We start from the raw sequence: 563 nt of genomic DNA, 5'->3' as shown, positions 1-563 counted from the left end.
TTTCATTAGCATCAAGCTGCCTTATCATCAATTTCACCTTAGGCATAACGCCGCGTTAAGGGGTGAGTGCCGCATAAACCAACATTCCGCAGACCACCTTCACCACCAAAACTCACCGCATACCAAAAATGCCACGCGGCATGAATCCCTCTTGAACGCCTTGTTATGCAAATGTTCTTAACGGCAAAACGTATCTATATACAAAGCCTCAACCTTGTCTCTCGCCCACTGTGTGCGACGCAAAAACTTAAGAGAAGATTTGATTGATGGATTGCTGTAAAAACAGTTAATTTGAATTTCTCTGTCTAACCCTTCCCAACCATAGTGCTCTTGTAAGCGAACAAGGATTTTCTCTAACGTTAATCCATGTAAAGGGTTGTTTGGCTGATCTTGGCTCATTGCTTTGGTCCTAATAATACCGCTTAGTTTGGACGCAGTTTACCAGAATGCTTTGACCAGTTAGCCAATTTATTTACATCTACAGCCTAAGACATAGGCATTGAGAAATGGGCTGATTTGAATATTTGCATAACGCTGCGTTAAGGGGTGAATGCCGCCTAAAC

At 42.6% G+C, this 563-nt stretch carries 2 protein-coding genes; both read right to left on the bottom strand.

All coding sequences use genetic code 11. The features are described from left to right. Positions 1 to 38: 38 nt before the first annotated feature. Positions 39 to 167: a DUF3265 domain-containing protein gene (locus FC652_RS20920; protein ID WP_176299925.1), complete on the bottom strand. Its 129-nt coding sequence runs from the start codon at positions 165 to 167 to the stop codon at positions 39 to 41. Between the two features lie 10 nt (positions 168 to 177). Continuing rightward, positions 178 to 399 carry a VF530 family DNA-binding protein gene (locus FC652_RS20305; protein WP_017420735.1) on the bottom strand — a complete coding sequence of 74 codons (222 nt, stop codon included), beginning with the start codon at positions 397 to 399 and terminating at the stop codon, positions 178 to 180. Positions 400 to 563: the final 164 nt, after the last annotated feature.

Origin of the sequence: Vibrio sp. 05-20-BW147, assembly GCF_013369385.1 — a bacterium.
Lineage (GTDB): Bacteria > Pseudomonadota > Gammaproteobacteria > Enterobacterales > Vibrionaceae > Vibrio > Vibrio floridensis.
Note: the sequence above shows the minus strand (reverse complement) of the source record. Positions and strands in the feature narration are given on the sequence as shown.